The organism is Chitinophaga sp. (genome assembly GCF_036569125.1).
GTDB lineage: Bacteria > Bacteroidota > Bacteroidia > Chitinophagales > Chitinophagaceae > Chitinophaga.
Genome location: NZ_DATCRF010000215.1, coordinates 1 through 10,704, shown reverse-complemented (window position 1 = coordinate 10,704; position 10,704 = coordinate 1). Strand labels below are relative to the sequence as shown.

Here is a 10,704-nt window from a genome sequence, read left to right as displayed (position 1 = left end):
GGCTGCCATGTTTGGAATGTAACGGCCATAGCTGTCAATCAGCCCGCCTACGATCAGCTGCGAGATGCCATAGCTGATAATGAAAAGGGAAAGCGTAAGCTGAATGGAAGCCGGTGAGGTATGTAATTGCACCGCCATATCGGGTAATGACGGTATAAACACGTCCATAGCAAAACCCGATAATGGAATAAGGCCCAGCGCCATGATGGTGTTCAAACCTGTTCTTGATTCTTTGATCCTTCTCATATTAATCGTTTTAAATTGGCACTGTAAAAGTAGGAAAGCTGGTTACTATGTCAATTACACGATTCAAAGGGATGATTATACAAATCAAATATCGCCCGGGGGTATTTTAAGGGGTCAAGATAATTTCTGAGTACTGTAAGATGAGTTCAGACAGCCACCATCTTCTTTCCCATGCGGAATTCCAGGGGTGTTTGGGTGGTAAGCTGCTTGAAATATTTATTGAAGTGCGAAGGATATTCAAAGCCCAGCGCATAGGCGATCTCAGAGATGTTCCAGTTGGTATTGCGCAGCAAGGTTTTTGCTTCGGCAATCACGCGCTCATGAATAATTTCACGGGTGGTTTTATTCGTATGCTTTTTTACCACACTGTTCAAATGGTTCACATGCACATGCAGCAGGTCGGCAAAGCGGGCCGGCGTTAATAGTTTTAAAGGCGTTTCAGGCGAATCTACCGGGAACTGCTGGTTCAGCAAGGCGAAGAAATCATTCACCAGCCGGTCGCGCACCAGGGAAACCGGCGCCTGCTGGCTTTGCTGTAAACGGATGCCTTCATGAATAAGCAGCTGCAGCAGGTTGCGGATCATATCCCATTTAAACGGATAATCGGTGTGCTGCAGCAGCTCCATTTGCGTGAAGTACACCCTTAGCCGCTCTCTTTCTTCCTCTGTAACCGGTATCACCGGCATCAGGGATGGATTGAACAGCGGACAGGCATATTGCACATCCCGGGCTATAGATCCCTCTATAAAGGGCATATTGAATAAGCAATAAAAGCGGGTGTACGGCGCGGTTACTTCTATGGAAGTGGGCACGGCAGGATTGGTAAAGATCAGGCAGCTTTGGTTTAACTGTATTTCCTGGTCGTTATACAGCAGCGTGCCACAGCCGTTCCCGGTGGTATAGCTAAGGCATATTTTGAAATAATCACGCCGGTTAAAAGGCGTTTTACGGGTGCAGGTAAGGGTTTCGCGAACATTAAAATGAGCTTTGCCGGACGGAAGAAGGAGCTCCGGTGGAATATCCTGACCGGTGCGCTTGTAGTATTGCTCCAGCGATTCTATGGGAATGAGCTTGTCTGTCATAACTTTTTACCCTTATATAATTCAAAGGTAAGGAATTTGAGGGAATGGATCCCTTCACTCACCTGCCACAGATTTAAGGGCTATCAGCTGCATTTCGTTCTGCTTCCCCTTCAGCTTAATAGAGCCCAGCGGCAGCGTTGCAAAATGGCCTGCCAGGCGCAGGGAGGCTGCCAGCACGCCGGATACGATCACTTCCTCATTGAACTGTTTGCACATCCCCTGGATCCTGGAAGTGGTATTTAATACATCGCCCGAATAAGTGATATCCCTTTTAATGATGCCAACCTCGCCGGCCACTACCTTGCCGCAATGGATGCCTGCTTTAAAGGAGGGCATCAGTCCGTACTGCTGCATATACTTGCTCTGCAGCTGCTGCAGGTGAAGCTTGATATCAAAGAAGCATTGTACACATTTACTATTGCGGATGCCTTCGTCATACTTCCAGGCTACGATCACTTCATCGCCAACATATTGATAGATCTCGCCATTGTTGTCCAGTATGGGATCCGTGATATCGGTAAAAATATCTTTCAAAAAGGCATGGTATCTTTTATTACCCAGCTGCTCTGCGATGGTTGTAGAAGAGTTCAGATCCAGGAACATGAAGATCCGTTGTTCTTCTTTAGGAGTATTGTACTTGCCGCGGATGATGTTCCAGAAAACTCCTTGTCCGAATTTGTTATTGATCTGAACAAACAGCTGTGTAATAGTAACGATAACACCCCACACCATGCAGTTCTTCAGGATCCGGTCCCAGTCAGATGGTATGTTGAATAAACGGAGGATAATATTAACGATCACAATCACCAGTATGAAGCAAAGGGCCACTGCAAGGATCGTATATCCGTAAGATTTATCCCTGAACCGCACATTAACATAAAAGACCAGGAAGCTGCCACCTAACAGGGCGCCTATAAGCGCCGCACCCATATTAATAATGATGGCTTCCAGCATGGTGTATTTGGGCACCGGCGGCACCGCATTGGTTGTAAACAGAGCGAGCCGGTCGTAGAACGGAATAAGAAAGCCTATTATGAGCCATATCACCGTAATAATGAATAGCTGCTTCAGCTTATACGAGGTGCTCTTGTTCATAGTGAAGTGTAAGTTTCCATTTACAATATATCTTTTTTCAGGTAAAACTGCGCCGGTCTGTTCCTTACAATGCCATCGGTTACCTGTAATTTATACGATGGGCATTTTGTTTATAGAAAGCAACACTTTGTTTTGGGTGTTACAAAGGGTGCTACCATTTATTAAAAAAAGTTGCGCTGTGTATTGTTCTGCAAGCTATAGATCCATCAATTTTATGAGCAATAAGATCAATAATTTCGCCCTAAAACTGTTTATTAACAAGGCCTGGTGTTAGTTAGGTGTTGATAATTTACAAATAATTAGTAATTAATTATTTGTATTTCATATAAACACTTTTTTATCAGATGACCATATGCTTAGCATCAATTTTGCAACATCCCCGGGAAATGATTTAACCATAAGAGCGCAACAATGAAAGACTACACCATTGACAAGGTTAACTGGAATACAAAAAGGGGCAGGGGACATGTATTACGGAATGCTACTGTTTACAGTTATTTTAAGAGCATCATCAATTACCTTGAACAGAAAAACCTGACGGTTACCCGGATCTTAAATCCCGGGGAAGAGATCAATGCACAAACCCAGATCAAGGCCTCTCATCTAACGGAGGAAGGAATGTTATTATTTACTACCAGCTATGACCGCTGGGTAAATGAAGTGCTTGCGCAAAAAATAGCTCCGGATGATTATAGATTGCTGGATGCTGCCCTCAATAAAATAAGAGGTTTACAGCTGCAGTATTGATCATTAAATAGCTGTGGTGATTAATTTATGATCACTACAGCTATTTTATTCTTAAAGACTGAAGATATACTACACCCCATATGCGTTAGCTTTAGTACATTGTTTAACGCTTAATATTTTTACTATGAGATCCCCTGAGAAAACACACCTTTATTCCGTTCTTAGCCTTACTTTTTTAATTGTACTTTTTTCTGCATGCTCCAAAGAGGAGAAGAAAGATGTTGCTGCTAATGATAACATCGAAGAAATGACCAGTTACCTTACCAGCCTTGGATTTGATAAACAGCACATTGTTTTTGACAAAGACCGCGTAATTGTTGAACAGGACATCCTGATGACCTTACCGGAACTTAAACAACGTGTAGCGGTATGGAAGAAGGACAACTCCGGCGTTCCCCAGACAGAGCAACGGAGGAACACTTACATCGTAAGCAACACCTACAACACTAATATTAAGCTGTACATTGATGCAGCGGTACCCTCCAACTGGAGAACGGCTATCCAGGGTGCAGTAAATAACTGGAATGCTGTTAACGGTACACGGCTGGGCATGTCTATCGTAACCAGCCAGTCCGGCTCACATTGCAGGGTTTTTATGGGTAACGAAACTGCAAACTGGATTGCCCGGGCTTATTTGCCTGCCTCCAATGGCCGGCCCGGTGTAAGTGTTGAGATCAATGCATATTATAATAGCCTGGCGGCCAATCAGAAGCTGTTTGCCATAACCCATGAGCTGGGCCACACCATTGGTTTTCATCATACCAACCAAACCAGCGGAATTTACATACCCGGCACTCCGCAAACGGATGCCAACTCTGTTATGAATTCATTTGTACTGCCCTGGAATGGGTTTACAGCAGGAGATGTGCTGGCAACGCAGATCCTGTATCCGCAATAATATAATACCTCGTATCAAAAAGAGAAGCTGCCTTTACAAAGGCAGCTTCCTTACAAAAGAAAGACGTTACCTTATTAAGATAACGTCTTTTTTATTTTTAGATCATAACCTTGCGTCACGAACCAATTAATTTATACAGCTCATCCAGCTTGGGACTGAGTATAATTTCTGTTCTCCTGTTCTTTGCCCTTCCTTCCGGCGTGCTGTTGCTTTCAACAGGATCGTACTGGCTATGACCGGAGGCCACTACCTTTGCCGGATCTACGTGGTAAGTGTTAACCAGGATCCTTACAATAGCAGTGGACCTGGCAGTGCTCAGCGCCCAGTTGTCAGGGTATTTACTGCGAATGGGAATCGAATCCGTATGGCCTTCAATGTTAACAGATATATCGGGATTGATGATGAGCACAGCGGCCAGCTTGCTCAATGCATCTTTACCTTTGTCATTCACTTCAGCGCTGCCGGAGGGGAACAGCAAATTTTCACTGAGGCTTACATAAACCTTCCCGTTCTTTTGTGTTACGGTTAATTCATTGGAGTTAAACCCGCTCAGGGCATCGGTCATTTTTTTCCGGAGCTCTGCGGCTTTTTGTTTTTGCTGATCCAGCAGCGACTGCAGCTGCTGTAGCTTTTGCTGTTGTTGCTGATAGGCTTCTTTACTGCTGCTTAGCTGCGAGTTTAGCTGGTTTTGTGTGGCTTGGGCGCTGGTGTTGGCATCTGTTAATGCTTTGATCTGCTGCTGCAGCTGGGCAATATTATCCTGCAGGCTATTGATCTTCCTGGCCAGTGCTACACTGTCGCTTTTTGATAAGCGCAATGCTACCTGTGAGTCAAGGTATTTCCTCTTTGATACACAACTTGCCAGCAGCACCAGCGATACAATTAATATTGAAAAGGTTTTTCCGGTATACTTCATAATAAAACTTTTGGATTAAAGTATAAACAATCAGTAAGCTATCGTAATTATAGTTGGAATTTCCGGCAGTTTCATGAAAGCAGGCATTAAATTTTTTTCATGATGGCATAAGTTCTTATTTCCCAATGTGAAATGGCCGGTGTTCCTGTAAGTATTTAACCAGCCCTTTAACTGGAACGAACCCAGGTGATTGGCAAACTCTATGCCTAAATGCAGCCTGTATCGTGCGGCTGGCATCCTGGCATCGGCAGCGGTTCTGCATCATACGGAAATCTTAGATGAGGTATTAGGCTGGCTGGCGTTCGCTTGATATAACTCCGATCCAGTACATACAGGTAATAATTATATAAACCCAGGCAGCGATAATTTCTTTATATATTTGTTTACTTGTAGTACAAAAGAATCATTTATGGTTAATGGTATTAAACCAATTTCATCCAGGTCGATGGCTGAGCGGGTTGAGATAAGCCTGAGGGAGTATTTTGCGCAGAAATCCTTTAAGCCCGGCGATCCCCTGCCCACAGAGCTGGAGCTGGCGGCAGCCTTGGGCGTAAGCCGCAACGTGGTGCGGGAAGCGCTGAGCCGCTTTAAAATGCTTGGAATAGTAGAAGCCAAGAAAAAATCGGGCATGGTTATTTCCAACCCTGATATAGTAGGCACTTTTGAGAAAGTGATGACCCCGGAAATTATGGACGAGACCACGCTGCAGGATCTGTTTGAGTTAAGGCTGGCACTGGAAATGGGAATCGCCGATCTTTTATATATCCACAAAACAGAAAAAGACCTGGATGAGCTGGAGGAAATTGCCGCCCGGGAAATGAAGGAGAAGGACAATAATTTCCGGATCAGCAACGAGATCGCCTTCCACAGCAAGCTATATGAAATGACGGGCAACAATACGCTGAAACGCTTTCAGAGCCTGCTATTGCCCGTTTTCGGATATGTGATAAAGCTGGAAAAAAAGAAAGTGATCTCAGGAAAGGTCACCCACCAGGACCTGGTTAAAATATTAAGAAAAGGAACGGTCGAAGATTTTAAAGAAGGTATGTTATCCCACCTGCAACCCCATTTTGACCGGGTAAAGACTTTTAAAAAATAACCGGACCGGTAGTTTAAGGCCGCCGGAATGACAGTACCTATCTGCACTCCTAACACGTACCGCCCTTTTGTGCTGCAATGACGGAATGCCCGCAATAGGGACCTACACCTATCTGACTCCCTAATTCCCCGTCCTTTGGACTGCTGTAATCGTCCTGAAATGCCTTGCCATAGCCCCCGCAGCTTGCCCTGCGCCTTTTATTTCCCATTTCTCTTTTATCCTTAAACAAAAAAAAATCCGCTCAAAAATTTTTGTAATCTAAAAACAAAGGCTACATTTATTATGTAGAACATAACTACTAATAAAATCTACGTTATGAAACTCACCATTCCACTGTTAGGGGGCTGCACCCTGATTGCGGCCGCCTGCCTGCTTATTGCCGCGTGCAAAAAAAGCGGCACAGAACAACGGCTGCAACCGGTACCAGCCGGTAAAGGGGCTGTAATGGCCGCTACTGCAGCGGCGCAATCACATAGTTATCTTACCCTTTTTGATGGCGGCCCCGGTGGGCAGCACTCCTTCCGCATTCCATCCATTGTTAAAACAAAGAACGGCACCCTGGTAGCCATCTGCGAATGCAGGCGCTGGAACAATACCGATTGGGGTGATATAAACGTGGTGTATAAACGCTCTTTTGATAATGGCGCCACCTGGACAGCCATGGGCGAAATTGCCGCTTCGGGCGATGATACCTGGGGAAACCCTACCTCCGTGTATGATCCATCCTACGGTACTAACGGAAGAATATGGGTGTTCATGTCCTGGAATGACGGGGCCTTAACCTCCATCAGCCAGATTGATACCTGGGGTGAAAGAAAAGTGTATTCCAGCTACAGCGATGATCAGGGTGCTACCTGGTCTGCACCGGTTGACAGAACAGCCGCCCTGCTGCCGCCGGGATATACCTGGGATGCTATGGGGCCGGGCATTGGCATCGTTACACAGTTTAACCATCCCGGCAGGTTAATTATTCCTGCCAAAGGCCGTAATATTTACAGCGATGATCATGGCGCTACCTGGAACTATGCATTTACTCCTGCAGGTTCTGATGAAGGCACTATTGTAGAAAGGATGGATGGCACCTTATTGCGCAATGACCGCCCGGTTACCAGCCAGTGGGAGCTCTCCAAAAGAAGAAGGGTATCAGTGGGCACCATTGAAAGCGGCTTTCCTGCTTTTACGTCAGATAATACGCTGCTGGATCCCAAGTGCGAAGCATCTATACTTCGCTATAATACGGATGCACCGGACCGCATCGTATTCCTGAACTCTGCCAGCACCGTTACCCGTGGAAAAATGCGCGTGCGCATCAGCTATGATAACGGGCAAACCTGGCCTATAAGCAGGCGTATCTACGACTGGCTTACGGAAGACGAAGCCCAGCAACAGGGCAAGGGAGGCTACACCAGCATGATCAAAACTGCCGATTACCATGTAGGTGCTTTAATAGAAACCAATGAGGATACAAATAATAATTCCACCAGTCACCGTTCAATTGAATTTCACAAGTTTAATCTGCCCTGGATCCTGAACGGAAATCCTGAGCCTTAACAGATCAGGGATCCCTTTACCAGAGCACCTGCCAACATTTTTTGAACCTTTCAACAGACTCAAATGAAATGCTTAAGAATTTGCTGCTGCTTTCTTTTCCTGTTCGGCATACAGAAAGGTTACAGCCAGTCCGCTGAGTTCACGGTATCCGGGACAGTCCGTGACTCTGCCACCCACGAACCACTGATAGGGGTGAGCATCTCCGTAAAAAGCAAACCCGCCTCCGGCACTGTTACCGATGAAGGCGGCCACTTTATTGTAAAGCTGGCATCCGGCAATGAAACATTGCTGCTGCGCATGATCAACTATGCCACAAAAGAAGTTCCTGTAAATAACAGGAGAGAACACAACATCCTGTTATCAACGGTTTCTTCGCAGCTGGGCGAAGTATTGATCGTAGGTTATACGGAGCAATCCGTTAAAAAGAACACGGCCGCTATTTCCAAGCTGGATGCAGCAGAGCTGAAGAATAATCCAAACCCTAACCCGGTACAGGCCCTGCAGGGTAAAGTAGCCGGCGTATCTATTCCCATCACACAGGGGCAGCCCGGCATAGGCGCTACCAACATCATTATCCGCGGTGGCACCAAGCCCAATGCATATGGTTCGGGCCTGGGTAATAATAATGGCGAATCCATCGGCTCATCAGACGGGAGCGACCCGCTGGTGATCATTGACGGCGTGTTCCGTTCTATGAATGATGTGAACCCGGATGATATTGAATCCCTGCAGGTGATGAAAGATGCCGCCTCCACCGCCATTTACGGCGCACGTGGTGCAAACGGCGTTATTGTTATTAAAACAAAAAGAGGAAGATTGAACACCCGGTCAAGCATTACGCTTAGCCACAGAACTACCTGGGAAACACAGGCAAGGGATTACAAATATCTTTCCGCAGCAGAATACCTTCGCCTGGCGCGTACAACCGTAGCTAACACTGACGATGCCATTAATAAAGATAACCTGCTGAATAATGGCGGCTTTTCCGCCGGCACCCGCGTATACACGCAACCAGGGCAGTACGGCAAGAACATCTACCTCACTGCATTGTATGATAACATAGTAGCCGTAGAAGGGCAGCAGTACGTGGATAACCTGCTGGCAAAGGGCTGGCAAACAATGGATGATCCTATAAATCCCGGCACCAAATTGCTGTATGCAGATAATCATTACCAGGATATGCTTTGGAAAACAGGTCTGAGTAATACCGATAATGTAACCATCAGCGGCGGTACGGATAAAGCGGATTACAATTTCTCCATGGGATATACGGATCAGAAAGGAGTGCTGGTAGGCACCGCCTATAAGCGCTACAATGTGCTGGGTAATTTCGGATACCAGGCTTTTGACAATCTTAAGCTGGACTTTATGGTGAACTACCAGAACGTGATCCCGAAATATGTAGACGCTTATCAGAACGACCTGGTAAGAGCCATCCGTATCACACCGCTTATCAGGATCTTTAAGGACGACGGCAATCCCACACCAGGCGAGCTTTACACCGTGAGGAACCGTTTTCATACGCTCAGGTATGATGACATGAGAACATCCACAGAACGCATGGTAACCCGTATGGCCGCAGACTGGACGATTATAAAAGGCCTGCACTTTAAACCCTCGCTTTCCTATTTAATTGACGACTATACGGAGATGTTCATGCGAAAAGGCACGCCGGCAGATGAGGTGCAACCCTCTATGCAGCGCTGGAAAGATGATTACACCAACAGCTCCCGCCAGCTGATGATAGACCAGGTATTGCAGTATGACTTTAACGTTCAGCAGGATCATCATGTTACCCTGCTGGCCGGTATGAACTATACCCGCAATACCAACCATGTAAAGGATATGGGTTCCCAACGCGCTACCAATGATTACATTTATACCATAGATGAACCTACCACCACTGTTATTAACGGTTCTGTTTTCAGCAACGTGGTGGATTTTTCCACTACGCTGGGAGAAACAAGATCGGCCAGCTTCTTTGGCCAGTTCAGCTACGATTATAAAATGAGGTACATACTGGGTGGCACCTTACGTTATGATGGGTTCTCCAACTTTGCACCGGATAATAAATATGCATTATTCCCCTCTCTTTCCGCCGGATGGAATATTGATAAAGAAAGCTTCTGGAAAAGTAATATCGTAAGCTCACTGAAAGTCAGGGGCAGCTGGGGTGTTGCAGGCCTCAGCGGCTTAAGCCTGTCAGATACCTACGGGCAGTATTCATCTGCCAGCTATGCCATGTATGCAGGTATTATACGGGCCGGCTTATCCAACCCCGGCCTGCGCTGGGAATCTACTGTTACCACAGACCTGGCCGTAGATGCCGGTTTCCTGAAAGACCGGATCACACTTTCTGTTGACTATTATAATAAGCTCACCAAAGACAGGCTTACTTCCAAACCGCTTCCATCAGAAGCGCCGTTCACCACGATCACCTATAATAACGGGGCGCTGCGTAACCGCGGGGTAGAGGTGGCCATAGGCGCAGCCATCATACGTTCGCCAAAATTCAGCTGGAACGCTAATTTCTCTTTTGCATTTAACCGGACCGTAATTACAAAACTGCCGCAGAACAACCGTGCCAGGAACCGGCAGGGAGGCGATATTATTTTTGACAAGGCCAGCGGAAAAGAAATTGAAGCCGGTGGTTTTGCAGAAGGCGAACGGCCTTACGGCATCTGGGGTTATAATGTGCTGGGCGTATTTGCTACCGATGAGGAAGCAGCCGCATGGAACGCCCGCATTAAAGATAACCTGGCTTCACCGCAGGGTATTATTGTAGGCAAACGCGGAGGCGATTTTATTTTTGAAGATGTTAATAACGATGGGGTCATAGATACAAAAGACCAGGTGTTCTTAGGTTACCGCAACCCGGATAAGATAGGCGGTATTCAGAATACATTTAACTACAAGGGATTTTCATTAAGGATCACGGCCGATTATGCATTAGGCCATATTATCAGCAACGGCGCTTTGGCCCGTTCCATGGGCCAGGGCAGGGCTTTTAATGAAGGCGCGCCTTCACAGGCTATAGGGCCGGATGTTTGGAAAGCCCAGGGCGATGAAG

Annotated in this window: 9 protein-coding genes; 5 read left to right on the top strand and 4 right to left on the bottom strand. The window is 46.3% G+C overall.

Features of this window, described 5'->3' with window-relative positions; genetic code table 11:
- The 3 genes from VIM87_RS07645 to VIM87_RS07635 form a co-directional block, all read right to left on the bottom strand.
- On the bottom strand, nt 1–246 hold a 246-nt coding region (locus tag VIM87_RS07645), incomplete at its 3' end, for an MFS transporter (protein WP_331996410.1).
- Between the two features lie 146 nt (nt 247–392).
- Nucleotides 393–1,328, bottom strand: coding sequence for a helix-turn-helix transcriptional regulator (locus tag VIM87_RS07640; RefSeq protein ID WP_331996409.1), 936 nt, complete (start codon nt 1,326–1,328; stop codon nt 393–395).
- A gap of 54 nt (nt 1,329–1,382) precedes the next feature.
- Nucleotides 1,383–2,423 (bottom strand): adenylate/guanylate cyclase domain-containing protein, encoded by a 1,041-nt coding sequence (locus VIM87_RS07635; RefSeq protein ID WP_331996408.1) that lies wholly within the window; start codon nt 2,421–2,423, stop codon nt 1,383–1,385.
- Between the two features lie 411 nt (nt 2,424–2,834).
- Here VIM87_RS07635 and VIM87_RS07630 point away from each other — a divergent pair, with 411 nt between their 5' ends.
- Both VIM87_RS07630 and VIM87_RS07625 read left to right on the top strand, forming a co-directional pair.
- Nucleotides 2,835–3,170, top strand: a complete 336-nt coding sequence (locus VIM87_RS07630; protein ID WP_331996407.1) for a hypothetical protein — start codon at nt 2,835–2,837, stop codon at nt 3,168–3,170.
- A gap of 124 nt (nt 3,171–3,294) precedes the next feature.
- Nucleotides 3,295–4,068, top strand: coding sequence for a M57 family metalloprotease (locus VIM87_RS07625; protein ID WP_331996406.1), 774 nt, complete (start codon nt 3,295–3,297; stop codon nt 4,066–4,068).
- Nucleotides 4,069–4,183: 115 nt separating this feature from the next.
- Here the strand turns inward: VIM87_RS07625 and VIM87_RS07620 are convergent, their stop codons facing one another.
- On the bottom strand, nt 4,184–4,984 hold the full coding sequence (locus tag VIM87_RS07620) for an OmpA family protein (protein WP_331996405.1): 801 nt from the start codon (nt 4,982–4,984) through the stop codon (nt 4,184–4,186).
- Nucleotides 4,985–5,429: 445 nt separating this feature from the next.
- On the opposite strand from VIM87_RS07620, the gene VIM87_RS07615 reads away from it, so the two are divergent.
- From VIM87_RS07615 to VIM87_RS07605, 3 genes are all read left to right on the top strand, one after another.
- Nucleotides 5,430–6,083 carry a FadR/GntR family transcriptional regulator gene (locus VIM87_RS07615; RefSeq protein ID WP_331996404.1) on the top strand — a complete coding sequence of 218 codons (654 nt, stop codon included), beginning with the start codon at nt 5,430–5,432 and terminating at the stop codon, nt 6,081–6,083.
- Nucleotides 6,084–6,398: 315 nt separating this feature from the next.
- Entirely contained in the window at nt 6,399–7,634 is a 1,236-nt protein-coding gene (locus VIM87_RS07610; RefSeq protein ID WP_331996403.1) for a sialidase family protein, read from the top strand.
- Between the two features lie 63 nt (nt 7,635–7,697).
- Nucleotides 7,698–10,704, top strand: a 3,007-nt coding sequence (locus VIM87_RS07605) for a SusC/RagA family TonB-linked outer membrane protein (protein WP_331996402.1), incomplete at its 3' end; no start/stop codon positions are given.